The 25,405-nt window shown below is 35.0% G+C and carries 23 protein-coding genes and 1 pseudogene; 8 read left to right on the top strand and 16 right to left on the bottom strand.

Features of this window, described 5'->3' with window-relative positions; translation table 11 throughout:
• Positions 1–954: 954 nt before the first annotated feature.
• The 4 genes and pseudogenes from ACTYA4_RS02370 to ACTYA4_RS02355 form a co-directional block, all read right to left on the bottom strand.
• A pseudogene (locus tag ACTYA4_RS02370) lies at positions 955–2,420 on the bottom strand (IS1182 family transposase).
• Positions 2,421–2,842: 422 nt separating this feature from the next.
• Entirely contained in the window at positions 2,843–3,331 is a 489-nt protein-coding gene (locus ACTYA4_RS02365; RefSeq protein WP_443482033.1) for a hypothetical protein, read from the bottom strand.
• A 240-nt stretch (positions 3,332–3,571) separates the two neighbouring features.
• Entirely contained in the window at positions 3,572–4,657 is a 1,086-nt protein-coding gene (locus tag ACTYA4_RS02360; protein WP_443482032.1) for an aminotransferase class I/II-fold pyridoxal phosphate-dependent enzyme, read from the bottom strand.
• On the bottom strand, positions 4,600–4,773 hold the full coding sequence (locus ACTYA4_RS02355; RefSeq protein WP_443482031.1) for a helix-turn-helix domain-containing protein: 174 nt from the start codon (positions 4,771–4,773) through the stop codon (positions 4,600–4,602). Before ACTYA4_RS02355 ends, ACTYA4_RS02360 begins: the two co-directional genes overlap by 58 nt.
• Before the next feature lie 398 nt (positions 4,774–5,171).
• Here ACTYA4_RS02355 and ACTYA4_RS02350 point away from each other — a divergent pair, with 398 nt between their 5' ends.
• The 3 genes from ACTYA4_RS02350 (at position 5,172) to ACTYA4_RS02340 (ending at position 6,780) form a co-directional block, all read left to right on the top strand.
• Positions 5,172–5,654, top strand: coding sequence for a DUF2975 domain-containing protein (locus ACTYA4_RS02350; RefSeq protein ID WP_443482030.1), 483 nt, complete (start codon positions 5,172–5,174; stop codon positions 5,652–5,654).
• Between the two features lie 10 nt (positions 5,655–5,664).
• On the top strand, positions 5,665–5,886 hold the full coding sequence (locus ACTYA4_RS02345) for a helix-turn-helix domain-containing protein (protein WP_443482029.1): 222 nt from the start codon (positions 5,665–5,667) through the stop codon (positions 5,884–5,886).
• A gap of 123 nt (positions 5,887–6,009) precedes the next feature.
• Positions 6,010–6,780, top strand: a complete 771-nt coding sequence (locus ACTYA4_RS02340) for a DUF817 domain-containing protein (RefSeq protein WP_443482028.1) — start codon at positions 6,010–6,012, stop codon at positions 6,778–6,780.
• A 98-nt stretch (positions 6,781–6,878) separates the two neighbouring features.
• Here the strand turns inward: ACTYA4_RS02340 and hisC are convergent, their stop codons facing one another.
• The 7 genes from hisC to ACTYA4_RS02305 form a co-directional block, all read right to left on the bottom strand.
• Positions 6,879–7,943 (bottom strand): histidinol-phosphate transaminase, encoded by a 1,065-nt coding sequence (gene hisC, locus ACTYA4_RS02335; RefSeq protein WP_443482027.1) that lies wholly within the window; start codon positions 7,941–7,943, stop codon positions 6,879–6,881.
• Between the two features lie 555 nt (positions 7,944–8,498).
• Entirely contained in the window at positions 8,499–9,968 is a 1,470-nt protein-coding gene (locus tag ACTYA4_RS02330; RefSeq protein WP_445505456.1) for an ArnT family glycosyltransferase, read from the bottom strand.
• 716 nt (positions 9,969–10,684) lie between these two features.
• Positions 10,685–12,457, bottom strand: coding sequence for a pre-peptidase C-terminal domain-containing protein (locus tag ACTYA4_RS02325; protein ID WP_443482025.1), 1,773 nt, complete (start codon positions 12,455–12,457; stop codon positions 10,685–10,687).
• Positions 12,458–12,650: 193 nt separating this feature from the next.
• Positions 12,651–12,848 carry a hypothetical protein gene (locus ACTYA4_RS02320; RefSeq protein ID WP_443482024.1) on the bottom strand — a complete coding sequence of 66 codons (198 nt, stop codon included), beginning with the start codon at positions 12,846–12,848 and terminating at the stop codon, positions 12,651–12,653.
• Entirely contained in the window at positions 12,848–13,444 is a 597-nt protein-coding gene (locus ACTYA4_RS02315; RefSeq protein ID WP_443482023.1) for a DUF3298 and DUF4163 domain-containing protein, read from the bottom strand. Before ACTYA4_RS02315 ends, ACTYA4_RS02320 begins: the two co-directional genes overlap by 1 nt.
• 213 nt (positions 13,445–13,657) lie before the next feature.
• A complete protein-coding gene (locus ACTYA4_RS02310) occupies positions 13,658–14,137 on the bottom strand; it encodes a sigma-70 family RNA polymerase sigma factor (RefSeq protein WP_443482022.1) in 480 nt (159 codons plus the stop codon).
• Positions 14,138–14,557: 420 nt separating this feature from the next.
• Complete coding sequence (locus tag ACTYA4_RS02305) at positions 14,558–15,313, bottom strand: YdcF family protein (RefSeq protein WP_443482021.1); 756 nt, start codon at positions 15,311–15,313, stop codon at positions 14,558–14,560.
• 242 nt (positions 15,314–15,555) lie between these two features.
• On the opposite strand from ACTYA4_RS02305, the gene ACTYA4_RS02300 reads away from it, so the two are divergent.
• Positions 15,556–15,738, top strand: coding sequence for a hypothetical protein (locus ACTYA4_RS02300; protein ID WP_443482020.1), 183 nt, complete (start codon positions 15,556–15,558; stop codon positions 15,736–15,738).
• Positions 15,739–16,661: 923 nt separating this feature from the next.
• Positions 16,662–18,293, top strand: a complete 1,632-nt coding sequence (abc-f, locus tag ACTYA4_RS02295) for a ribosomal protection-like ABC-F family protein (protein ID WP_445505455.1) — start codon at positions 16,662–16,664, stop codon at positions 18,291–18,293.
• Positions 18,294–18,617: 324 nt separating this feature from the next.
• Here the strand turns inward: abc-f and ACTYA4_RS02285 are convergent, their stop codons facing one another.
• Complete coding sequence (locus ACTYA4_RS02285; protein WP_443482017.1) at positions 18,618–18,779, bottom strand: hypothetical protein; 162 nt, start codon at positions 18,777–18,779, stop codon at positions 18,618–18,620.
• A 31-nt stretch (positions 18,780–18,810) separates the two neighbouring features.
• Positions 18,811–20,838, bottom strand: a complete 2,028-nt coding sequence (locus ACTYA4_RS02280; RefSeq protein ID WP_443482138.1) for a transglycosylase domain-containing protein — start codon at positions 20,836–20,838, stop codon at positions 18,811–18,813.
• A gap of 677 nt (positions 20,839–21,515) precedes the next feature.
• Between ACTYA4_RS02280 and ACTYA4_RS02275 the strand changes: the two genes are divergently transcribed.
• Positions 21,516–21,848: a DUF1904 family protein gene (locus ACTYA4_RS02275; protein WP_443483692.1), complete on the top strand. Its 333-nt coding sequence runs from the start codon at positions 21,516–21,518 to the stop codon at positions 21,846–21,848.
• 229 nt (positions 21,849–22,077) lie between these two features.
• Here the strand turns inward: ACTYA4_RS02275 and ACTYA4_RS02270 are convergent, their stop codons facing one another.
• Complete coding sequence (locus ACTYA4_RS02270; protein WP_443483693.1) at positions 22,078–22,539, bottom strand: hypothetical protein; 462 nt, start codon at positions 22,537–22,539, stop codon at positions 22,078–22,080.
• A gap of 590 nt (positions 22,540–23,129) precedes the next feature.
• On the opposite strand from ACTYA4_RS02270, the gene ACTYA4_RS02265 reads away from it, so the two are divergent.
• The gene (locus tag ACTYA4_RS02265) at positions 23,130–23,549 is read left to right on the top strand and encodes a MarR family winged helix-turn-helix transcriptional regulator (protein ID WP_443482662.1); all 420 of its coding nucleotides are present in this window, start codon (positions 23,130–23,132) and stop codon (positions 23,547–23,549) included.
• A 98-nt stretch (positions 23,550–23,647) separates the two neighbouring features.
• Positions 23,648–24,043, top strand: coding sequence for a hypothetical protein (locus ACTYA4_RS02260; RefSeq protein WP_443482661.1), 396 nt, complete (start codon positions 23,648–23,650; stop codon positions 24,041–24,043).
• Positions 24,044–24,318: 275 nt separating this feature from the next.
• On the opposite strand, the gene ACTYA4_RS02255 is transcribed toward ACTYA4_RS02260, so the two are convergent.
• Positions 24,319–24,816 (bottom strand): DUF2716 domain-containing protein, encoded by a 498-nt coding sequence (locus ACTYA4_RS02255; RefSeq protein ID WP_443482660.1) that lies wholly within the window; start codon positions 24,814–24,816, stop codon positions 24,319–24,321.
• Positions 24,817–25,161: 345 nt separating this feature from the next.
• Complete coding sequence (locus ACTYA4_RS02250; RefSeq protein WP_443482659.1) at positions 25,162–25,317, bottom strand: RHS repeat-associated core domain-containing protein; 156 nt, start codon at positions 25,315–25,317, stop codon at positions 25,162–25,164.
• Positions 25,318–25,405: the final 88 nt, after the last annotated feature.

Below are 25,405 nucleotides of genomic sequence, written 5' to 3'. Positions count from 1 at the left end.
TAAGATGGTTATCATCTAATCCTTCATTGTGCCCGAGTATTTTACCAATGATATAAAACTGAGATTTCCTTTATTATTCTTGGTAAGCAAAAACGTATAGAATTTTATATTTTTCACTTAAATGGCTGAAGAATATTTCTTTTATGTACTGTTTTCTCTATAAATAATGAAAGTACTTTCTTCACAGCATGAACATAACAATTTAAAATACCTCCTTTTCGTACATAATAAGTAAAAACAAAAGCCCCTCCTGTCTTCTTTTAAGAAGACAGGAGGGGCAAATAAATAAAGAAACACAGTCCTTTAGAAACTCTTTGCCACTCAAATTCATAAAAAATGAGTTTAGAATGAAAAAATGATACGATATGAAAGTTTTAAAACCTTAATGCAATTATAATTTTTTTATAGTAATATTTGTATATTTTTGTAAGGTTTTCTAACATGATTTTTTAAAAGGTGGGCTATGTTAAAGCTCATTGTTAATTTTGCCACCTTGTTGATTTACTTGTGAATAAGAAGAAAAAGGTTGATGTATTCCCACTTGAGGTTGCCAAGATTTATATATGCTCATTAGGGATTTGTATCTAAATAGACCGTTTTTGTTACTATAAAACAAGTGTCTTTCTCCTCATATTAAGTGTAGCTTTGAAATAAAGTTTGACCAAAACATTACTCGGAAAGTTGATTTACCGTTAATAAAAGATTCAGTTTATGTATAAAAGATTAATCAAAAACAGGCTTTATTGCGATTTATTTTTATAATATTTTATTTCAAAATTACAAAGGATTACCATATAATCACATCATGATTTCCCCTTAGAATTTGGAAACAATTCTTTTTATGACTTTACTTCATGATTCCCTTTTTTCAATCTCGAGATAAGTAAAAGTAGTAGTGGCAGTAAAAGGCAACTTGTCTCCAAAATTTAGACAGCAAGTTGCCTTTTTCCTTGTCTATTTTTCCTCTTTTTCTTGGAGGAGTTTTAGAATCCGCTTGAGATTGACGGCGAATATCGCTGTAGCGCCTTGAATTTCCATGCCGAATAGACCCGAGGATGATGCTGTATCATAGCCGTGTCTGTGTTTAAGTTCACTTTTTTTCGCTTCAATTTTATAGCGGGTTTTCGCTAGGTTTTTAAATCTTTCTGTATTATGAAATGCTTCTTGATCTTTATGTTCCGTTGATTTGATGGTTACAGAATAGGATTTACTTTTCGCTCCTTCTTTATAACATCCTTCTCGGAAAGGACAAACTTTACATTTCTCAATATCAAAAAGATATTTGATTCTAGGGTTTTTATCTTGCCCCTTTCTTTCATCTATTTTCTTTTGAATGGCCATGTGTCCTGCCTTACAAATATACATCCCTGCATCTTTATTAAATTCAAATTCTTCTTCTTTTGTCCGTCTCCCATTTGTAATAAGTGGATGTAATTTAGAAATAAGTTCTAGTTTCTCTTCTTTTGTATAGCAAATATTTTCATTTTCCGAGTAGGCAGTATCCCCAATGATTGTTTCAATTTTCATTCCTGTTTTTTGGCTTTTTTCAGTTAACTCTGGAAGATACTTTCCATCACTTTTTTCTCCTGTTGTCACAACTGCTGCAGTTATAATTCGTTCATCACACATCGTGTAATGTGTTTTATATCCAAAGAAAGAAGAATCCTCTGATTTATACCCCACACGTGCATCTGGATCCTCTGAAAAGCTCAATTGTTCGGTGTAGTCTTCTACCACTTCTTTTAAAACATTTACTTTCTCCTTCACGGCAGGGATGGCAGCGATTTGTGGTTCTGATTCAACAACTGAAAGGAGTTGACGGCAATAATCCAATTCTTCATTTACTTCATTAGAAGTTGTTTTTGGTGGGAATTTTTCTTTCATTGAATCGTCAATTTGGTAGACAGCTTTTCGAACATTTTTAGATTTCTCTTGTAAAAATTCTTTCGGTGACTTTTGGTTATAACGTGCTTTTGTATGAGTAGAATCTACAATAATGGTTTTACTCTTTATGATTTTTTTATCAAGTGCAATCTCCACTGTTTTGCCGATAAGCATATCTAATAAACCCACATCTTGAAGACGGAGCTTACGAAATTTCGTTAAGGAACTTGGATCAATGACGGCCTCTTCTGGTGCCATATCGAGGAAATATTTAAATCACATATCATATTTGGAACGTTCTACTACATCTACATCTGACAAATCATAAATCGATTTAAGCAAGAGATATTTGAACATACGAATCGGCGGCACTGCATTACGACCGTTATCCAGACAATATTTTGTTTTCAATTCTTCAAGAATAAAGGAAAAGTCCACTAAATCATTGATCTGGCGAAGCATATTATCTTTTGGGACAACGAAATCATAAATAGCTAGAACGGACTAAACGTGAAAGATTCTTGATTAGAAATCATTTTTATACCACCTACATACTTTTTAATATCATAATTATAAAACAAAAAGGCAGTTGAAAGTTCGATTAAATAAAACTTTCAACTGCCTAATAAAAAATTGGACTTTTTCAGTGGCCTCGTTTTGCTCCTGTGGGGTCTCGTCTTTCTCGCTAATCCCGTAGGAGTGGAGCGGACGCCTCTCCAAACAAATGGGGTATTTCTTTTACATAAAGGGTATCCCATAAATAGGATTATAAAAAAGGCAATAGGATGCCCGGGCGTATGAAATGTAATTTTTCACCCTCCCTTGACATCCTATTTTCATGAATTAAACCTTTAAAAAGCGGACTTTTGAATCAATCCATTTCTATTAGCTCGTAATCCTTTCACACGGTTAAAACTCCTACCTGGTCTTTTAGGAACTCTATTCCTTTGAATTTCATTCAGTATTTTTTATACAGCTTATTACGCTTTCTGGCGCTTTTTTCTAACATTAATTGAATAAAATTATCTTTCAGCTTTCCTTTTAAAAGTCGTTGATTGGCGGCATATTCATATTTCAACTCTTTTCCATTCTGTTCTTTGGAAATTATTTCATCTGCTTCTTGTTTTACAAGGGCGGCTATGTTTGCGAGAAACATGGTAGCATAAAAATCCTGTTTAATAGATAAAGCCGTATCACCAGTGAATTTTTGGATATAAACCTTATTTTTCAACTCATCATATTTTGTTTCAATTCCCCAACGTTTAAAATAAAGGACCTTAAAATCGTCTATTCCCAGCTTTTCTTCTATATTGGTGAGGAGAAGTTCTTCCTCACCGGAATCCAAAGTGAATTTAATGGCACGTAAACGGATGACTTCTCCTTGTTTTTTTCCACGCTGTTTCAGTTCAATGATTTGATCTGTTTCCGTTTGTTTAATGGTGGACATATAATAACGGATAGGTATAAAAAAATGGGTGTGCACGTTGGATGAAGGATGAAGATAAATTTACTTCACCCCAACATTTGACGTTGAACCTAAAAAGTCAAGTAATTTGTTAGTTTTAATATAACAATTTTATGACAGTTTAATCTAATAACATTTTATGGAATCTTAAGTTGATGACATTGGGTCTGACCCAATGTCATCTTCTTTTTCAAAAATCGCCTTTTTTACTCGATAAAATCATTAAATCTTTATACATTTTGACTGATGTACATCTATTTGTTGTATTGCGGCGAGAACTTTATCCATGTCCTCCTTAGTCCCGATTGAAATACGTAGATACTGCTCAATACGTGGCATTTTATAAAATCTTGTCAAAATCTTTTGTTTCTTTAATCCTTCATACAACTCCTCCGCTGTTATATATCTTGGCTGAATCAACACAAAGTTTGTCAAACTGTCCAGCACTGTATAACCCATACGGCGAAGTTCTTTTGTAAAGTAGCTTCTAATTGCGATAACCTCTTGCACACAATTTGAAAAATATTCATTATCATCTAATGATGCACAAGCAATTTTTTCTTGAATCATACTCATCATGAATGGATTCGTCGTTCCGCGAACCCCGTTCAAATCATGAATGAGCGAAGCATCTCCCAATACAAAACCAATTCTCGCACCCGCTAAATTCCGTGATTTCGAAAAAGTTTGTACTACTAAAAGATTATTGTATTTTTTCACCAGAGGCGCCACTGAAACACCACCGTAATCAATATACGCTTCATCGATAATCACTAAGCGATTCAAATCACTCTTAACCAATCGCTCTATATCTTTAACAGGTAGATAATGACCAGAAGGGGCGTTGGGATTGACGATAACGACAGCATATGGAAGAGAAATATAATCCTCTACATCAATCTTTAAAGCATCTCCAACAGGAACTTCATGGTAATCGTTCTGTACTTCAAGACATTTCATATTCCATTCTTCATACTTCCCGTGAACCACTCCTATATCGTATTTCTTATTCTGTACACCCAAAAGAATATCCGTAGAATCCTCTACAACATTTAGTTCAACCGTTATGTCTTGATCATTTAAGTAAATGTCTTCGAGTTTTTTTAATAAATGATTTTTTAAAAAGTTAATGTCTGACGCTATCGACACATGTGTTTCATTTTTGCCCGAGTGCTTCAGGTCATCTTCCATTGAAGAAAGAATATTCAGTATCTTTTTCGCAGCCTCAAAAACAATCACTCCACTTTCGGTTAACTCTTTATACTTACCAACCTGTTTGAAAAGTTCACAACCAAACTCCTCTTCCATTTTTTTATTTGCAAGGTAACTGCCGGTTGCGTATAATTCATTTGCTTTGCTGCTTCCGAAAAATTCAATGTCGTCGCTGCATAATAAAAAGTTCTTATATTTCGAATTTCAACCATAAGCCACCCGCTTTCGCTCGTGTCACTTTTTCTAACACATATTCATTAATAATGTGTTATTTAAGTATCTTCATTATTAAATCGGTAAATATATGTTATATATTATCACGCGGAAATGTAATTACAATAGGAAATAAATAAAACAACCTATAAATATTTTTTATAGATTTGTTCAAAAAATGCTTTTTCTAACAAATTATCAAAAACTAAATTTCCATTATTAGAAATAAAAGTTAAACAAGCATTCCCCGTAATGAGAAATGCTTTTTTTCTTGTCTAAAATCAAAAAGAATCATTATATAACAACAATAATATAACTATATTCAATATTTTTTTATTGTAAAACGATAAATATTATGTTAAATTCAGATTGAAAATAACTAAGTGAGGTGCTTTTTATGAAACGAGGATCAACACTCTTTTTAAAAATAGCTGTTATTCTTATTGGAATCCCAATTCTTGCTTTGTGCATCTTTTTGGTGCCGGAAATAGCAAAGTTTGCAGCAGAATTGTATCCAAATATTGCTTCTATAAAATATCTTGTTTTTATCGATTTGTATGCAGCGGCGATACCTTTTTATTTTGCTCTGTATCAGGCTTTTAAACTTTTACACTATATTGACAAGAACAATGCGTTCTCGCAAATTTCTGTAAAGGCTTTAAAGAAAATAAAATACTGTGCAATCATTATCAGTAGTTTGTTTGTAGTAGGCATGCCCCTCTTTTATCTTGTGGCAGAGAGAGATGATGCTCCAGGTATCATCTTAATCGGATTGGTCATTATTTTCGCTTCAACGGTTATTGCCGTCTTTGCTGCTGTTCTTCAAATGCTGTTAAAAGAGGCAATTGATATAAAATCCGAAAATGATTTAACGGTCTGAGGTGAAAACAATGGCGATTATAATCAATATTGATGTGATGCTGGCGAAAAGGAAAATGAGTGTAACAGAACTTTCAGAGAGGGTTGGAATAACAATGGCTAATCTTTCTATATTAAAAAATGGAAAGGCAAAAGCGATTCGTTTATCCACTTTAGAGGCGATTTGCAAGGCTTTAGAATGTCAACCTGGAGATATTTTAGAATACCGAAGTGATGAAGACGCCGAAGATTAAATATTTAACATGTAGAAGGAATGAAAGTTATTCGGCGGTGAACCGATGCACTTAACCCTAAATCTATTTAGCTACTATACAATTCAGGCAGATATGGAGAAAAAAACTTTGGAGGCATAAATCATGAGAGCACTAAGACAACTCGTTCGTTTTGGTTGGGAGCAGGCCCTATCATGTTTGTTTCCTGTCGTTATTTTTGCCTCTTTGGCTTTTACAAAAATCATGCCACTTCCATTCCTGCCACGGTATGACTGGCTGCTTCTCATCTGCCTTCTGATGCAGGGCTGGATGGTGCGTTCTGGCCTTGAAACACGGGATGAACTTAAAGTGATTACCTTGTTCCACCTTATTGGACTTGCGCTTGAACTTTTTAAGGTACATATGGGCTCCTGGTCTTATCCAGAGGAAGGATATTTCAAAATTTTTGGAGTGCCTTTGTATAGCGGATTCATGTACGCAAGTGTAGCGAGTTATCTTTGCCAGGCGTGGAGGAGGTTAAAGGTTGAACTCATTAAGTGGCCACCGTTTTTGGTAGTTGTACCTCTTGCAGCTGCGATTTATTTGAATTTTTTCACCCACCATTATTGGATGGACGTTCGTTGGTGGTTATCTGGACTTGTAATGATCGTCTTTTGGCAATCATGGGTTACATACGAGGTTGATGGAACTCGTTACCGTATGCCACTCGCCCTTTCTTTTGTACTCATCGGATTTTTTATATGGATAGCCGAAAATATCGCAACGTTCTTTGGAGCTTGGGAATATCCAAACCAAACCGATACATGGAGTCTCGTTCATCTAGGAAAGGTGAGTTCATGGCTCTTATTAGTGATTGTTAGCTTTCTTATAGTAGCAACATTAAAGCAGGTTAAGGGAAAGATTCCACTAAGATAGATACTATTTGTTAAGAACCCTCTTTAAAAAAAGTCGAATCCTCAGCATAGTAAGGAATTCGACTTTTTTTGATAGCTATTGGGTCAGACCCCAATACCTCATTTCCCTTGTAAAATCGTTTTAACTCCATCTAAAAACTGCTTCATTTCATCATCAGTGCCGATAGTGACTCTTAAATAGTTTGAGATTCTTGGTTTGTTAAAGTAACGGACAAGAATGCCCATGCTTTTTAATTGTTGAAAAATTGTTTCAGCATTTATTTCTGGATGCGTGATAAAAAGGAAATTTGCTTTTGACGGGACGATCGAAAATCCAAGCTCTTTTAATTCAGCAACTGTCTGCTCTCTTGTTGTTATGATTTTTTGTGCCATTTGTTGAAAATAATCGTGATCTTCAATCGCTGCAACAGCACCTGCCAGCGCTAGACGATCCAGTGTGTAGGAATTAAAAGAATTTTTTAATCGATTAAGACCATCAATTAACTCAGCGTTACCAAGGGCAAAGCCAACTCGTATTCCAGCAAGGGAACTGAATTTTGAGAGTGTTTGGACGACAAGTAAATTTGGATAATCCTGTATAAGTGGGATGGCAGATTCCCCTCCAAAATCAACATAAGCTTCATCAATAATCACAACGCTTTCTGGATTCGCATCAAGAATGGTTTTGATGTCAGATAATGAAAGAAGCTGTCCGGTTGGTGCGTTTGGATTCGGAATTACCACTCCTCCATTTGGCTCGCAAAAAGAAGCAATGGGAATACTAAAGTCTTCTTCAAGAGGAATGAGATTTACTTGTAAACCGCATAAGTTCGCGTAGACCTTATAAAAACTATATGTAATATCGGCAAATAATACAGGTTGATCAGGTGAAAAGAAAGACATGAAGCTAAAACCAAGCACCTCATCAGATCCGTTGCCAACAAAAACTTGATTGCTCGAGAGGTTATAATGCTTTGCGATTGTTTCTCTCAATCGATCACAGTTTGGGTCAGGATACAAGCGTAATTGTTCATCAGCAGCTTGCTTAATGGCTTCTAGTACATAAGGAGAAGGAGGATACGGATTTTCATTTGTGTTTAATTTTACATATGATTTATCCTTCGGCTGTTCTCCAGGAACGTACGGTTCTAGTTTTTTGACAAGTTCATTCCAATACTGGCTCATAGAACACCTCTTCTTTTCATATTGCTAACAACTGTTTGGAAAGATGCTTTTTTCGTTAGCTTATATCTAAGAATAACAGTTCTTCATTTTTCTCGTCCAGTCTTTAAAATGAAGCGGTTAGACCTGTGGAGGAATCTTTTTGATTGGCTGTTTCCGTATAGATTGTTGCTTTTAAACCCGCAGCCCGAATACACTTCGCTTTCCGTGGGCGAGCGTCGAGCCTCCTCATCGCATACGCTCCTGTGGGGTCTCGTCTTTCTCGCATTCCCACAGGAGTCTACGTGTATTCCGTCTGCTGAATACTTCTTCCCCCATTTTTTTATGTAAAAAACAACAAACTTTGAGAAAACAGCCGTTTGATTTTGCCATTTATTTTGGTGTGATTCTATAAGGGATTTGATCCAATCGCTTGCTATCACGGACCAAAATTCTTCTTCTGGATGAACGTATCGTTCTTGTTCTTTTGTCCGTTTCTTTAATCTCCTACTATTTAAACTTTTCTATAAATAGAAAAAAAACCGCACCCTATTGCTTCAAATCCCTATACTATTAATATTACGGGGCGTCACTGCGACGTGCCACTATATAATCTTTAGGACCCTCCACAATTATTGTTAATTTTTTTGTTTTTATTAATTCAGTAGTTTCTTTGTTTTTCGGGAGCAGCAGCAGCCCATCTTGTCTTGTCATAAATTCTTTGTAATTACCGTTTTTTACATGAAGGTCTCCAAATAATTCCGCCGCTAAGATTTTGCTCTGAGACCAACCTTTTTCATAAATATATATATCATACCCATGATAGTTCTCTTTAGATTCTAGCTTTTTTAGTACCTCTTGGACATCGGGTAAGCGCATATTTTGTATGTTATTTAGAATTTCCATTTCATATTTACAAAAGGTAAAAATAATTATAAAAACGACCATAATGTTTAAAATACCATTTTTGCTCGTTTTTATCATTTTGCTAACAAATATACCTATCAACAACGCCATTACAGGATAAAGAGGCAGTATATACCATCTTAGCTTTGTTTCAGCAATGGTAAAAACAGAAAATGGAATGATAACCCATAACAGTATTCCAAAAGTATATTTTTTATCTGCTCTTTCTATCTTATTATGTGAACTCAAACTTAAGAAAGAGAAGAATCCTCCAACTAGCAATAGGAGCCAAAAGAAATACTCTACTTGAAATATGTTAACATAATACCAAATATCACCTGTATGACCTTCAAGCGGCTCTGAAGACCGCTTTAATAGATCATATTCAATCATCGTTTTAAAAAACCTTACACCATCAGATTGGTATCTAATCATAACCCAAGTTAAGATCGGAAAAAAAATAGAAAATAGAAACATAAACCAGGTTTTTATGTTCCATTTTAAAATGTTTTTTGTAAATAGTAAGTACATTCCTACAATAATAGCAATACTGCCAGCATGCCAGCTCTTTGTAAGAAAAGCTAGGGAGAACAGAAATCCTGATAAATAAAGCCATTTGATATTCTTTTCCATTAAGAGTAAACATATGATGGAAGAAGCAAAAAATAGATTAAACAGGGAATCAGCATCTCCTGTTCTCGCTGAATGTTCAAGAATAAACGGTTTGCTTGTTATAAGAACAGCAGCTGTAACGAAGGAAGCCAGGCCTCCATGCTTGTATTTGACAAAAAGCGATAAAACGATTATTAATACAAGTGTACTAATTGCAGATACCAACCGCAGTCCCAAAGGATTAAATCCAACTATTTTGTAGCCTAGCATAATCGACCAAAAGCTGATAGGCGGCTTTAGATTCCAATAATCCGGCTCATATCTAAAGGTATTTACAATATAATTTCCTGTTTGGAGCATTTCATATGCGCTAATACCATGCCTTGATTCATCCCAATCCTTTATAGGTGCAATATTTAAATGGAAAAATAGATTGATGATGGCAACCAATAAAATGATAGAAAAAAATAGAAAGTAATATTTTTCAAGAAACCATACTATTTTTTTCAATATATTATTTACTTCGTTCATATTCTATTGCTTCTCCAATTCTTTTACTAAAATTTATCGATTCGTTTACTATGTACAACGGTCTATTCTTGCTTTCGTCAAAAATACGGGCTAAATCTTTTCCTCTTATTATTGAATTGTCTGTCCACGATGAAAGAGATTATTATCTTTTTTAATTACCACTCTAGACATATAGTCCTGTTCATAACCATTTTACATTTTTCTAACTATTTTTCACCTAATAATTGGTATATTTTACAAACTTCATAATTTCCACTTATTATTTTTACAAAATCTTTACAGGCAGTGGGCATGACCATCGTTACGTGCAAGCACTTGAATATCAACAGGATTCAATGTATTGCGCCAAAACCAATTGTTCTTTGCTGTTTCTCGATAAAAATATTCTTGTTGTTCAGCATTTCCCCATAAATGTGATGTGATTAAATTTACGAAATGATAACCATAGACATGAGCTAGGGAACTATCATATTTAGCCAAAGTTCTTACAATAGAAACAACATCTATCTACGTTTCTCCCCATCCACCGAACTTTTCAGGAATAAGAACTTTTAAAAGGTCCTCCTATCAACCCTTGACTTTGACTTATTTGCTATTATACGCTGACCCCCTCATGTTAACCATGACCTACACCATATAAAAATACCCCCACCCTACTAGGTGAGGATACTTTTGATTCTAAAAAAGTTCATATGTTTACATGCAACTAAATCAGACTATTTCTCTGCTTTATAACTTACCGCTGTTCGTGAACTTTCTGTCATTCCAGAACGAGTAACGGTTACATATACTTTGCCTGCTTTTTTTCCGAGCTGTTTGATCGATAAATTTACAGATGAACCACTCGCTTTTTTGGTTGCTAATACAGTTCCTTTTTTACTTGCATTATATACTTTTACTGTATCCCCTTTAGATAGGCTCTTTACTGTAATCTTATCTTTTTTCCCTTTATTATTTGCTGCTTTTATTTGAGATGTTTTTAAAGGGTTAGACTTCAATGAAACGCTAACTTCATATGGTACATTTACTGCATTATAATTGTAATTATTTACAACTAAATAATAGGTTCCTTTTTTCATCTTTTTATTGGAAGTTGCGTAACCTGAAACTATTTCCCTATCATCTGTTGTTAATGTACTATAAGTATGACCTGACCTATTTTGTATATTCGCATCCCATTTTATTCCTGCTTTTTGTTTCATTTTTATCGTTACTTTTCCATCACTAGGTAAAGTAAATTTATAAATATCTTTATCTTCGTAATCATTTTCACTGCCATAATATTTTTGATTTAGTTTCATTTTATTAGCAGCAGATAAACTATTATTAAATTCTTTTTCATAATTATTGCTTTTCGTAAATTTAGCTTTTAAATCATATGTTTTATCTTCTGAATGATAATCTCCCTCTACCCTAATATAGTATGTTCCTTTGGCAAGTCCTGTATTTACGACAGAATTTCCTTTTACTAACTCACTATCATCTGAATTAAGGTTTTGATAAGTTTCTCCTTTACTATTTTGAATAGTAGCAGTCCAACTTGATCCAGGCATATTTTTTAGTGATAATGCTACATTTCCGTCGCTCGGCAATGTAAATGTATAAAAATCCTTATCATTATATTTATTAATTCTGCCATTATATAATTGATTTAAGTTAATAGTATTTGCAGCTGTAACATTATTATTATTCTCTTTTTCATAATTATTGCTTTCGGTATAACCTACACTCATTTCATATGGAATGTTCTCAGCTGAGTAATAGTAATCTACTTTAATATAATAAGTTCCTTGCGGCAAGCCTACTTCGGTAGTCGTATTTCCATCAACTGATCCACTGTTATCTGTACTAAGTTCCTCATAAATATTTCCTTGACTATCTTGAATATGCCCCTCCCATCTCGATTCTAACTTGTTCTTAATAGCTAATGAAACATTGCCATCCTTTGGAATAGTAAATTTATAAAAGTCCATATCATTATAATTATTGATACTACCAATATACGTTTGATATGTTTGGATATCATTTGCACTTGTTACATCATTGTTCATTTCTTTTTCATATGTACTACTTTTTGTGAAATTCACAGAAAATTCATATGGTATACCATCTGCATTATAATAATTATTTATTTTTATGTAATAGGTTCCTTTTGGCAACCCTACTTGTGTAACAGCATCTTCAGATACCATTCCACTACTATCAGTTTTTATATCTTCGTAAACATCTCCATTGCTATTTTCAATGCTGCCATACCAAGTTGTATCAGATTTTTGTTTTATTGATAAAGTAACATTGCCATCTTCTTCTAAAATCACTTTATAATAATCGGTATCGTCAAAGCTTGTTAATTCTCCAGAATACCTCTGGTTAACATTTATTAATGCTGCATCTGCAGCATCTGCATAAACAAAATGATTTTGTTTGATTATAAAGAAAATGAACAAAGTAATGATTGTAAAAAATACTTTTCTAAAAATATTATTCAATTTGATCAACATCTCCCATTAGTTTATTCATAAAAAATCTTATAAAGGGTTTGATCCCTTTACTCAAAATATTCCTATTGCAATTCCTCAAACTCTTCTACCCTCATCCATCCAGTTTATCTAAAAGCAACAATCTTTTGATTAATCTGTCACTAACCTCCTCCCGACTTCCTTGAATATTTATTAAATACCCCTATAGAACTATTTTACTATATATTTTACAATAAAAAGTATTTCTTTTATGACAAATTACGACAAAAAAGCTGATCATACTCTCTTCAAATCTTCTCAGAATCAGCAATTGACTGCGCAGGATTACCTGGACAATCAATTCAATAGTTGCTTTACGTTTATTAACAGAATGCCCTTCTCCAAAAGACAACTTCTCCATTAAAACATTTTCCCCAATGGTCCCTCTTCGCTAACGATATCTTGAATCTCATAAATGGAAATAGGAAAGTAAGGAAATCCATATGCATATGCCGTTAATTCATATAGCTGGTAATAAAGAACGAGGGACTTGTCGGCAATATAAAAATCTTGACTGGGACTAATCGCTTTAAATGGCTCAAATATGAAAATGTCACGCTCCTTTATTTGTTGGCCGACTATTTTAGAAAGCACCTCAACATACGGGCTGTTCGGTTTAAACAAATCAGAGAGTTTATATTTCTCACCGGTGTGTACATTAAAAGTTAATCCTACAATATACGTCATTCCATGTGCTCCACCAGAATAAGAATAATGCTCGATGGTTAAACTCAAAATGCCTCTTTCATTCGTTTTCAGTTCAAAAAAACCGGTTATTTCGGTTTGTGGATTTTCGTAATATCCTTGCTTTTGAATTAATTCCCTTACCGTTTTTATGATTTGTTGATTGATCGCTGTTTGAGCAGATTGATTCTTAAGACCATGTACAACTGGAACATATACGTCCAATCGCGGCTGCTTTATTCTTTGTATCGCTATTTGTGTTGGAAAATCCATCTCTCATCCCATCCTCTATTAGTCTATCTTATAGCGTATTCACGGGACTTGTTCTATTTGCACTCGGCTGAGAAAGTTTCACACTTTCCTTTACACTTAGATTCGTTTTGTAAAATAAAAACGAAAAAGCCTATTTTCCTATATTTAAATAGAAAAACAGGCTTTTTAAACTTGATTTGTATGAACCATTTAACTTGCAACAGGTTTTCCTCTCTACAAAATCACCCTCAACTTCTCAACCGCCCCTTTCTTCCACCATTTCACTGCAGAGGGAGAGACGTTTTCTTTTTCGGCAATTTCTTTAATGGTCATCTGATGGATAATCGTATAGATGACCCATTTGGTTTGGCAGTCTGTTAATGGCTTGCATAGTTGTCTAATCATATATTCATCTTCTGTATACAGGCTGGGGCTTTCTATTACGGACCAAAATTCTTCTTCTGGATGAACGTATCGTTCTTGCTCTTTTGTCCGTTTCTTTAATTCATCGACAAATCTTCCCCACATATGCCGGTAAAGATAGCTGCTGTATTTGCCTTTCTCTGGCTGAAAGGTATGGGATGCTTCCCAAATACTAATTAAGCCAAGCTGCACAAATTCTTCCTTATTTTTATAAATGGAGAGGTTTTTTATCATATGATGGATCATTGGAGTATACTGTTCTACTAAACTTTCAAAACTAGCAAGTTCCATTGTCTTTTCCTTCTCGAAAAGCGCTTTTCTTGTTATTCCTAGGTAACACTTAACTTACAGGAAAAAGAAAAGCGGAGCGAAAGCAAAAACTGAATGCTTGAAGCGAAAAAAAGACCAATATGCCCAAATTTCGGTCCAAACTTAAAAAACGGCTAAAGAAAACATAAAAAAAACAGCAAATTACGTCTTTACCATAAATATTACTCCCAATAACAATGGAATTTAAACAAACGTTTGATTAAAACTATGATTTCAACGATTATTTTTGTTGACTTAAACGACCTTCAGCTAATCGCCATTACGAACGATTCATGTTCGCAGAGGCTCCAATTGATATAAATCAATTCCCAGTAATGTCGTATCATTTAATCTAATGGTCACACACTGGGAGTTAGGCGCCAACATCCACCTCTTTTCTATCTAATAAAAAAAACTCTTCGTATCGATTGCTAACTTACCTAGATATTCTTTAAGAGCAAGATTAACATTAGTTAAGTTAGAAGGAACAAATTTGTTTGCATATAATTTGATAGTTGAACTAGCTAAATAATCAGTTGGATACGGTTGAACGGTTATTCCTATTTGTGAAAAATTCTTAACGGACCTATCCATATGAAATGCTGAAGTTACTAAAACAGGACGTTTGAAGTCTTTTTCCAACAATATTTTTTTGGAGTTTTGTGCATTTTCCGTAGTATTTAAGCTTTTATTCTCCAAATAAATCTTTTCTGACGGCACTCCTAACCCTACTAATTGTCGTTTGGCAATTTCTGCTTCATTGCCTGAATCTTCGAAAACTTGTCCACCAGAAACAATGATCGGCAACCCCGTCAATTGATAAAGCCTTGCTGTGGTTATTAAGCGGTTAGCAGCAGATCCCGATAGCTGTCCTATCCCGTCCATATCTGGTGTTCCACTAACTGCACCAGCACCTAACATGATAATGACATCACCATTCATTTCATTAGGTTGTTCATATTTTTTTTCTAAGGATCTTATTAAAAGATCACCTGTTAATGGAATGGAAAGAGTATATACGATGAAAGTAATGAGCAGCATTATTTTATAGTAGGAAACTTTCTTATAAAATAACCAAATACTAAACAATAGCAACAATGTAGTAAATAAACCCGGAGGAAGTAAAAAGCCATAAATAAATTTTAATAGGTATAACAAATATTACACTTCCTTTTTTCTTTTATCATTTATAGTCGTTAGTCTCTAATATTCTAGCATATTCGAGGAAAACCCAGTGGCGTTCCTATGACCACTGTCAAATTTATCTTTTACTACAAAACACACGCCAGTTGTTTTATAATCAATTGTATACTTCGAAGGTACCTCATATTTCTCTACCATAAACATTACTCTTTTTTCATCTAACTATTGTAAAATATCCATAAGAAAGGCTGATAAAAATGGAACAAATTTTTCAAGCTATTAAAGAATTACAATTGGAATTTAGGAAAAGCCATGAAGAGTTACAATTGGAAATGAAGAAAAACTATAACGAATTACAATTAGAAATAAAGAAAAACCGTGAAGAATTACAAACTGAAATGAAGAATCGCCATGCAGAATTAGTGAAAACCAAGACATAATGAAACAGGAAATGAGAGAGCGTTTTGATATGCTTGATGAACGAGTTCAGAGGATTGAAGAAAATGTGAAGTTTATTGCTAAGAAAACATGGGAAAATAAGAAAAGCGCAGGCGCCTTGATCAGCTCTGAAGAAAAATGTTCACATGACTCAAAAAGTGTTTTTTACTTTTAGAGGCATGGGGTTATTTTTCACAAGAGCTATGCGCCGGAGCTAGACACTAAACTAGGTTCGAAATTTTATACTTTCTTATCTTTTAAGAAAAGCGGAAGCGCCCTTGCTCATCGACAAAAAAAGGTGAGTTCCACAGGATGTGGATCACACAATCGTTGCCACAGGACGTGGCGGTTTTAGATTGTGTACCTTACAGAGATAAAGGAAACACGAAGAGCATAGCGATTCGATGTTGACTTATCGTAGACGAGGTGAGGGAAGCGTTGAAGTCGATAGGGCGCTGGAGCTAGACACTCGTCTAAGTTGAAAATTTTATACTTTCTTATCTTTTGAAAAAGATATCTTTACTTTGATGGAGCGTAATAACTAATAGCAATGACGATATTGTCTTTTTATACTCCCTTATACCCTTTATTTTACAGATGCATTCATGTTATACTAATGTTAATAAACGCAGAAGGGATGATGGGTGGACGATGATTAACTAATCTTATTTTTTAAATTTGGAATGGCATATTTCAAATCATACAAAATAGGATTAGTCTGCCCATTTTCTGTAAATGATGGAGTTATTAAAATAGCGTTGGATTGTCGGCAATGTCTAAAAATGACACTTTTTAGGCAGATCGAAAACGTTTGTCGACAGTCTGGAGTTATTAATAGCTTATTTGATGATGCACAGGTACGGCTAATCCTTCCAAATAAATTGGGAGGATTTTTTATTCTCCCTTGAAGAGAGGGATTGTTTATATGAAAGAACTTTTAAAATTATCTAATATTAGCTATGACATAATGGACTATAGTGTTTTTGAAGAGGTAAATGCTCGTGTTCAGCAAGGGGATATCATCGGTGTTATTGGCAAAAATGGTGCTGGAAAATCGACATTGCTGCAATTAATAAGTAAGGACTTAGAGCCCACACAAGGACAAATACAATCGCTGCAGCAAGACTTAAAAGTTGTGATGGTAGAACAAGAAACGGAATCTTATTCTTCCGAAAATAAGACTCCTTTAGAAGCACAATTATTGGAGAAATGGCATGTCCCAACGAATCATTTTTCACAATTAAGCGGTGGAGAAAAGCTGAAGGCACGACTTGCAAAAGGCTTTTCACAAGAGTCAGACCTTTTACTATTAGATGAACCGACCAATCATCTTGATGAGCAAAGCATCGAACTCCTTCATCAACATATGAAAAATTATCAAGGAACGATTATTTTTGTTTCCCACGATCGTTATTTTTTAGATATGGCTGCAACGAAAATATGGTCGATTGAAGATAAAAAGCTGATCGAACACAAAGGAAATTATTCTAGTTATATGGAGGTTCGCAAGCAGAAACGACTTTCTCAGCAGCGAGAATATGAAAAACAGCAAAAAATGGTGGAGCGGATCGAAAACCAAATGAAGGAGCTTACTTCCTGGTCAAAAAAAGCCCATGCCCAATCGACGAAAAAGGAAGGAGTTAAAGAATACTACCGCGTCAAAGCAAAGCGTATGGATGCACAAGTAAAATCCAAACAAAAGCGACTGGAAAAAGAGCTGGAAAAAGCAAAGGTGGACCGTGTAGAGTCAGAATATACGGTACAATTTTCGATTACAGCGAAAAACAAAGTAGGAAAACGGTTTTTAGAAGTGAAAAAATTAGCAAAATCTTTTAACGGACGAACACTGTTTAAAAATGTCCATTTTACGATTCAACACGGGGAGAAGGCTGCCATCATCGGGCCAAATGGCAGCGGCAAGACGACACTATTAAAAATCATCGTTGGTCAGGAAACAGCGGAAGGCGATGTTTGGATGTCACCATCTGCAAACGTTGGCTACTTAACGCAAGAAGTATTTGATCTGCCACTTGAGCAAAAGCCTGAACAGCTTTTTTATCAAGAAACATTCGAGGCGCGAGGCAAAGTCCAGACTTTAATGAAGCATTTAGGATTTACAGCAACCCATTGGACACAACCCATTCAAAATATGAGCATGGGCGAGCGAGTAAAATGTAAATTAATGGAGTATATATTAGAAGAAAAAGAGGTACTCATTTTAGACGAACCGACCAATCACCTTGACTTGCCGTCACGTGAACAATTGGAAGATACGTTAGCACAATATAACGGAACACTAATCGTTGTTTCCCACGATCGCTATTTTCTCGAAAAAACAACAAGCAGCAAACTCGTTATTTCAAACAATAGCATCCAAAAACAGGCTAACGAAGCATCCTTAAAAAGAGATAACCAGGATGAATTACGCTTAAAGCTGGAAACAGAAAGACAAGAAGTGTTAGGAAAGCTTAGCTTTATGACGCCAAATGACAAGGATTATGCAGAATTAGATAAGCGCTTTAACGAGCTAACGAGGCAAATTAAAGAGCTTTTGTGACGGAATAGACTGTCTTAAGATATCGTTAAACAATATAAAAGTAAAATTATCGCCTACAGTGCCCATTCTGATGCCCTGCAAAAGAAGACAATGTCTGTCTGATTTTGATTTTGGAGTCAGGCGCCACAAAAAAACAATTGTATTTTTGTAGGGGCACTTAGGCGTTTTAAAGGTTTTATAAGTTGTAATTCCCTTTGAGAGTGCTTTTTGTCTCCATTCATTCTAGAATAGCTCTTTATTACAATTATAATTCCAGATGAACATCCTTCGGCAATCTCGAGGCGTCACTGTACCAAAATCTTGAGTATACTAAGAAGGGGCTGTTTAGTTTTTACCTGTAAAGGTGATAGAGTTTTCCATAGCAAAGTTTTCATAAACAAATTCAAGTTTTTTGCCAGGAGACATTAATAGCGTAGTAATATCTCCGTTGATTGTCTTACCTTTTGAAAGTTTAGCAGTAATATCTAATTCAAGCCCGTTATCCACGTAATCGAATACACCATACAGTTCAAGCAAATTAATCTTCTTTCTCTATCTTTTTATCTTCCTTCTGTTTTTTCTTATCTTCTTTCTCTCTCTTTTTATCTTCTTCTCTCTTTTTCTTTTCTTCTTTTTGACTCTTATCTTCTTCTTGATCTTGACGCTGGGTTTCTTCTTCCTCTACCTTCCTCTTTTTCTCCTCTTCCTTATACTCGTTTCTAACCTGTTTTTCTAGCGACGATAAATCAAATTCTTTTTGGGATAATTCCGTAATTGACTTAGTGAGAATTTCTTTAAAAACTTTCGTGACAGTAGAGCCGCTGGATCCCACTAAATAATTATTTTCATCTGTTTTATCATATCCCATCCAAACTGCCCCAACAATTTGTGGAGTATATCCGACAAACCAATGATCCTTTGATCCTGCTTCATTAGCAAAAGGAAGCTCTGTTGAACCTGTTTTACCGGCTACTTCCAAGCCATTTACTTGAGCGTTCATCCCTGTACCTTCTTCCACAACACCTTTAAGCATATAGGTTATTTTCTGGGCGACTGAAGGATCCGTTACTCTAGTAGCATTACTATGCCATTTTCCAATGACCTCTCCATCTGCATCTTCCATTTTTTGAATAGCGTGTGCTTCTACCCTTACACCTTTATTAGGGAATGTAGAATACGCTTGAGCCATTAATAACGGCGATACTCCTTCGCTCAAACCACCAAGTGCTAAACCTGGAGTATAATCCTCTTCCTTTAATTGAATACCGAAACGCTCCACTGCATTCGTACCGTAATTTAATCCCATTCTCTGCAATAACCATACTGGCGGGACGTTATAGGAGTGGATTAAAGCATCATACATTGTAACTTCTCCACGAAATTGTCTATCATAGTTCATTGGTTGATAACCGTTAATATCAATAGGTGAATCTTGCAGCCTATCAAAAATTTCGTATCCTTGTTCTAAAGCAGGAGTATATACTGCCAACGGTTTCATCGTAGACCCAGGTTGTCGTTTTAGTTGAGTGGCACGATTAAATCCTCGGAAACTATGTTCCCCTCTCCCTCCAACAAGCGCATTGATTCCGCCTGTTGCAGGGTTCATGAAAATTGCCCCACTTTGAATCAACTGGTCTGATTGGCCTTTAGGAAACATCTCATCATCCTTATACACCTGTTCCACTACATTTTGTATGGTAGGATTTAATTCTGTAAAAATATGAAGTCCACCTGAAAGAACCTCATTTTCTGTAAGACCATATTTTTTTATCGCTTCCTCTATAATATGGTCTACATAATAAGGGTATTTGCCTCTATAGTCATCTATCTTTTTTCCCTCTAAGACAATAGACTGTTCCTTTGCCTTTTCCATATCATTTTGACTGATATAGCCTTCCTTTTTCATTAAGGATAATACAAGATCTCTCCGTTCAACTGATCTATCCATATCTTTAAATGGAGACAGAATGGAAGGTGCTTTAATCAACCCTGTGAGCATTGCCGACTCACCTAACGTTAATTCGCTCACATCCTTGCCAAAATACGTTTGTGCAGCACGCTGTATACCCCACGCTCCTTCGCCAAAATAAATCTGATTTAAATACCGCTCCATAATTTCATCTTTAGAATAGCTTTGTTCTATTTTTTTCGTTAAAATAAGTTCTTTAAACTTTCGTGTATACGTACGTTCTTGTGTTAAGAAAGCATTTTTTGCCAACTGCTGGGTAATAGTACTTCCACCTGCGACAATATCACTGCTTATTATGTTTTGAGTAAATGCCCGAGCAATTGCAATATAATTAATTCCTCCGTGCTTGTAAAACCGCTGATCTTCTGTTGCGATAACAGCGTGAATCATGTCTTTTGGAATCTGTTTTATACTAACTCCCTCTATATTAGAAACAGCAATCTTACTAGCCACAGCACCATTTTGATCATAAATAATAGTTGGCTGTGGAGCCGGATCTTCTAGTTTACTGACATCACTTGTCCAAATTAATATATTAAGTATGAGAAAACAACATAAAGCCAGGGCTGAACCTGCCACTAAAATCCTCATCTTCATACTTTTTGAGTTCAACTTGCTCCAAATCCTCTTGGATGAATTTCGCTGCTGCCTTCTTTCTATTCTTCCCACGTTTTATTCCTACCTTCTAGTCTGATGATGTTTAACAAATAGCTGCTATATACGGGTTATTTTCAAATATGTCATATATGATGTCAATAGGGCATAAGTAATCGATAAATTTAGGGTCTAACCCCAATGTCATCAACTTAATATTCCATAAATTGCAAACTGTAAAAATGTCATGAAATAGTTAGAATTCAAGCATAAAGATACTTGATTTTTTTCATTATTTGATTTTTTATGATCCTATTATGGGATACCCTTTTTTAAAAAGAAATACCTCATTTGTTTGGAGAGGTGTCCGCTCGACTCCTACGGGATTAGCGAGACAGACGAGACCCCACAGGAGCAAAGCGACGAGGAGGCTCGGCGCTCGCCCCGTGGAAAGCGAGCGGTAAGCCTCGGAGAACAGAACGGAAACCCTTACTTCCTATTTAGTTGCTTATTTTCCTGTTTTTTGAAGTTTAGATTGATGACATTGGGTCTGACCCCCTGACCCCCAGTGCGTTAAAAGTGTTTGTTTTGCTATACGAAAAAACATACAATAGAACTGTCAAATGAGGCACAATTTATTAATTTACGAAAACTAAAAGGAAGAAAATGGAGGAATGAACTTGCCACATATTATGTTTCGTGGAATTACTACCCAACAATTAAAAAATATTAGTAGACCATTAGTAGAAGAACTCGCAGCGATTTGTGAATGCGGTACGGATAACTTCACGTTGGAATTACAACATTCTACTTTTGTATTTGATGAGAAAGAAATAGAGGCTTTTCCTCTTATAGAGGTTAAATGGTTCGAAAGAGGACAAGAAATTCGTGATCAATTTGCTCAGGCGATTACAACATACATAATGGACTTTGGGCTTACAGAAGTAGAGGTTGTATTTACTGTATTCTCGGAGTCATCTTATTATATTAACGGAAAGCATTGTGGAAGTTAAAAATTATTTTTATTAATTTCTGAGCCTTTATATACAAGGTTTTAGACAAAACTTGTATATAAAGGCTTTTTTATGCAAAAAATGGAATGCTATAAACAAGTTCTATAGAAAAAGTAGGCTTATTTTATTAAGATCGATAATGATTTGCTAACAACTACCCATACACCCTATCAAACATCGACAAAATTCAGGGCGTCCCTTTAGATTGCACCCATTTATTATCCTACCTTCAATATTTTACAAATGTGGTGATACCATGATGCGTAATATACCTACGATGGCTTAATTCCTCCAACCACTTTTTAGCATTTAATTGGTATGTACCGTAAATATCTCGGTACGTATAACTCCCCACATTTACTTCAATTGGTTCTGGTTTGGCTAGCATTGTTTCCATGTAATATTCGAATGCGTGTTGATTCGGTACACTGTAAATTTCAAACACATCTCCTATTTCCATATACTTTTCAATATATGTAAGAAATAAGCGGTTCCCCACTCCATTTACCTCGTAAATATAAGGAAAAGAAAACAGACCTTCCACCTCTCTCTTCCAATAATCGTCCATTTTATGAACAGTAAAGAATATAAAATCTTCCTCACGTTCAAATACTGTTCGATTATTGTATTCTTCGATTTCATCAGGCATTTTAAATGGTTTGGATGAAGCTAAAAATGTGATTTCTGTCATCGCTTTATATCTCCTTTATTTTAAGGCTCTGTTAAACTTGCCTGTTGATTTCCGTTCCAGGCGTTCGCTTTCCGCGGGCGGTCCGGGAGCCTCCTCGGCGCTGTGCACCTGTGGGGTCTCCCTCTGACTCGCTTTTCCCGCAGGAGTCTCACGCCTTCCACTCCAATCAACATCGTGCCAAAATCAACAATGAGCTTTAACATAGCCTATTTTAAAAACTACTAAGTACTGCTATCATTCTATGAATATTCCTAAACACCTATTAACCTCTCCATTTTTATCCAGAAAATTGTTACAATAAGTTTTATTATAACTTTCTCCCTTATTTTTTGTTATGGTTGGCCCTTTATATAACGGATTGTTCCGTTATCCAGTAACGGGATTGACCATTTCTTAAACAAACGTTTGATTAACATTCAAAAAAGTATATCATACCGGGGTCAGGACTTGAGTTCAAAATATTATTAAATTTGCAAAAAATATATATCGTATTACGACTTAAATTATTATATAATGTTAGATAAGTTAACATAAAAAAGTGCAGGATATTTAGAAGTTAGGAATATTTAGTTATTCGAAAGGAACTGGACATGAAAAAGGAAAACTTACCTAAAGAGGTTTATGAGCAACTTGCTTTCTTTCGATATCGAATTCGCAAATTTATTCGATTCAGCGAGGATGCAGCAAGGGCAAAGGGGCTTACCCCTCAGCATCATCAGCTTATGCTATCAATAATGGGATTTCCCGATCGTGAGTACGCAACGCCAAAAGAACTTGCAGAGCGCTTGCAAATCACGTCTCATGCATGTGTGGAACTTATCAGACGGTGTGAGGACCTGAATTTAGTAAGCCGTTTCCCAAACCCGGAGGACAAACGCAGTATTTTTATAAGATTGACCGCATATGGAATGGGTTTGTTAGAAGAGTTATCTGAAATTCATATGGATGAATTAACAAGAGCTGGATTGCTTGTTTTTAATCATAATGAAAATAGTGAAGAAAAAAGATAAAGCGAACAGTGTAAAACGGGAGAATGATCAACCGTTTTATAAGAGCAGAAGTAAATTTATCCTTTTATTGGATTAGTCATAGAAAAAGGGGGATATATATGTCGGCTTCTCGTAATTTAGTATTAAATTTAAAAAATATCTATAGAGATGAATCTGCAATCAAGAATGCTTTTTTAGATTTTAAGCAAATAATAAAAAATTTGGAAGAAGAATTATCAGAAATAGCAAGAGCAACAGATCATATTTTCATTAGTTTCGATTCCAATCGTCTAGAATTCACAGTAGTTGGACACGGATCGTTAATCTTAGATTTAGAGCTTACACAAATAAATGTTTGGAAAGAAGATGTTTATAATTTTAAACGTGTGAAGATTGATGAAATAACTGCAAAAGGCGGAAGTATTAAAAGTCGTCATTACGATATAACAAATACCTTAGACCAATTTAATTTATATCTCAAAGAGGCGTTTGGAGAATTGACAAATAATATTTAGAAAAGACTGTTTTCGTATAGATTGTTGTTATTTAACCCGCAGACTGAATACACTTAGCTTTCCGGTGGGCGAGCGTCGAGCCTCCTCGTCGCATTCGCTCTGCTTAAATCTCGTCTTTCTCGAATTCCCACAGGAGTCTACGTGTATTCAGTCTGCTGAGTACTTCTTCTCCAATTTTTCATGTGAAATGATTATAAATTTGTTTTTCGAAAAAAATCAAACCATAGAAGGGGATCCCTGTGAGCAACTTATTTGTTTTGGTAAAAGAAAGGGAATTATTTAATTTCCTCGTTGATTAATTGTAGATAGGTAGGAACTAATCCTAGAGGTTCTAGTTGCTCAATCAAACGAGAACCAAAAAATGCAAAAAATTGCTCCTCAGGATGAATAACAATCCCCCAATCCATCTCACTAGAAATGAAAATATAAAATTCTCCATCAAGATATACAGGTACGACCCATTCTTCTTCCCCTTCATATGTGTTACTAGAATACATGTTCAATTGATAGCATGAGCTATTTAATTCTAATGCATAAATATTTTCGTCTGGTGCTGTCAACTGTAAAAATAAACGTTTTATAATAGATTCATACTCTTCTATAAAATTATCTATTGCTTCAAAATTTTGGGGAAGAATCATTTTATATTTTTGACACCGAATAGTAGGGTTAGTAATATGAAATTCACGATATTTATAATTTACTCCTAATTTTTTATTGATACTCTTCCAAAGTTTTATTTCTTCTCGGTCAGTAAGCTCAACCCACTTCATTCATTCCACCTCACTTTATACGTTTCCATGAATTATAATTAGTTGACGAATAGTAGATTCTCTTCTTATCAAATCTTCCTTGGTGTACTACATAACGCTCTTTACCTTTTTTCCCCTTACTATATGCGGCAGCATCATATTTTCTATAATTTTTTCTTATTCTAGGAAGGTAAAGTTTTGACCCGTTCTTATATTTTCCCACTTCGGCATATCCAGGCAACCTTTTCCATCCATTTGCTTGGTATTTGTGATATGAATAACGAGCATTTAAGGACATCTTCTTAAAATTATTCGCGGGTCTAACGCTAGGAAATCACCATTCGCTGGATCATAGTACCTAGCTTTTTAAAAATAATGTTTCGTTTCTTGGTCATAATAATAACTAGCATACCGAATCGAATTCTCTTTCTCAATCGTTCCACCTTCACTTAAGACATTCCCGAATGCATCATAAGTATAGGAACCTACTTCTACTCCTGTGTTATCTACAATGCTTGTCACATCACCGCGTTGGCTTGTCCAGAAATAGTAGGTTTTGGTTTGCCATATTCCGCAATCGAGCGCTTTTCTGTATTAACGAAAAAGCCAA

Source organism: Niallia yueguangensis (genome assembly GCF_052663115.1).
The sequence above is the reverse complement of the archived record's forward strand: the minus strand, read 5'-3'. Positions and strand labels throughout refer to the sequence as shown.

Coding starts and splice junctions, on each gene's coding strand:
- ACTYA4_RS02365 (WP_443482033.1), bottom strand. CDS start 3,331: ATGTCCACCATTAAACAAACGGAAACAGATCAAATCATTGAACTGAAA.
- ACTYA4_RS02360 (WP_443482032.1), bottom strand. CDS start 4,657: ATGGAAGAGGAGTTTGGTTGTGAACTTTTCAAACAGGTTGGTAAGTAT.
- ACTYA4_RS02355 (WP_443482031.1), bottom strand. CDS start 4,773: ATGGTTGAAATTCGAAATATAAGAACTTTTTATTATGCAGCGACGACA.
- ACTYA4_RS02350 (WP_443482030.1), top strand. CDS start 5,172: ATGAAACGAGGATCAACACTCTTTTTAAAAATAGCTGTTATTCTTATT.
- ACTYA4_RS02345 (WP_443482029.1), top strand. CDS start 5,665: ATGGCGATTATAATCAATATTGATGTGATGCTGGCGAAAAGGAAAATG.
- ACTYA4_RS02340 (WP_443482028.1), top strand. CDS start 6,010: ATGAGAGCACTAAGACAACTCGTTCGTTTTGGTTGGGAGCAGGCCCTA.
- hisC (WP_443482027.1), bottom strand. CDS start 7,943: ATGAGCCAGTATTGGAATGAACTTGTCAAAAAACTAGAACCGTACGTT.
- ACTYA4_RS02330 (WP_445505456.1), bottom strand. CDS start 9,968: ATGAACGAAGTAAATAATATATTGAAAAAAATAGTATGGTTTCTTGAA.
- ACTYA4_RS02320 (WP_443482024.1), bottom strand. CDS start 12,848: ATGGAGAAGTTGTCTTTTGGAGAAGGGCATTCTGTTAATAAACGTAAA.
- ACTYA4_RS02315 (WP_443482023.1), bottom strand. CDS start 13,444: ATGGATTTTCCAACACAAATAGCGATACAAAGAATAAAGCAGCCGCGA.
- ACTYA4_RS02310 (WP_443482022.1), bottom strand. CDS start 14,137: ATGGAACTTGCTAGTTTTGAAAGTTTAGTAGAACAGTATACTCCAATG.
- ACTYA4_RS02300 (WP_443482020.1), top strand. CDS start 15,556: ATGGAACAAATTTTTCAAGCTATTAAAGAATTACAATTGGAATTTAGG.
- abc-f (WP_445505455.1), top strand. CDS start 16,662: ATGAAAGAACTTTTAAAATTATCTAATATTAGCTATGACATAATGGAC.
- ACTYA4_RS02280 (WP_443482138.1), bottom strand. CDS start 20,838: ATGAAGATGAGGATTTTAGTGGCAGGTTCAGCCCTGGCTTTATGTTGT.
- ACTYA4_RS02270 (WP_443483693.1), bottom strand. CDS start 22,539: ATGACAGAAATCACATTTTTAGCTTCATCCAAACCATTTAAAATGCCT.
- ACTYA4_RS02265 (WP_443482662.1), top strand. CDS start 23,130: ATGAAAAAGGAAAACTTACCTAAAGAGGTTTATGAGCAACTTGCTTTC.
- ACTYA4_RS02260 (WP_443482661.1), top strand. CDS start 23,648: ATGTCGGCTTCTCGTAATTTAGTATTAAATTTAAAAAATATCTATAGA.
- ACTYA4_RS02255 (WP_443482660.1), bottom strand. CDS start 24,816: ATGAAGTGGGTTGAGCTTACTGACCGAGAAGAAATAAAACTTTGGAAG.